Below are 339 nucleotides of genomic sequence, written 5' to 3' on the forward strand. Positions count from 1 at the left end.
TCCAGAGAAGGCGTTGGGGAAAAAGTGTGCGCGATCATGGCGTTATACACAAGATGTTGGGAGTGATCCCACTTATCCAGATGTTTCTGCTCGTGATGCAGCTGCTTTGCGAGAATTAAAAATTCTTGGCAAGATTTAAAATTTTACATCAAAGGAAAGAAATGCAAGTAGATTTCTGATATTGATGAATATCGTTTTTTGTGGTACGAGGTAAATTCCGTTGTTTTATCTGCAGGGGGGAAATTTGTGTATGGACCATTCTCTCATAAATAGCGGGAGTATTAATCGGCCATATACTTGGGAAATGGAATAAGCAGTGAGAAAACGTGAAGTAAAAAT

Origin of the sequence: Bartonella sp. AP58NXGY, assembly GCF_042195785.1 — a bacterium.
GTDB lineage: Bacteria > Pseudomonadota > Alphaproteobacteria > Rhizobiales > Rhizobiaceae > Bartonella.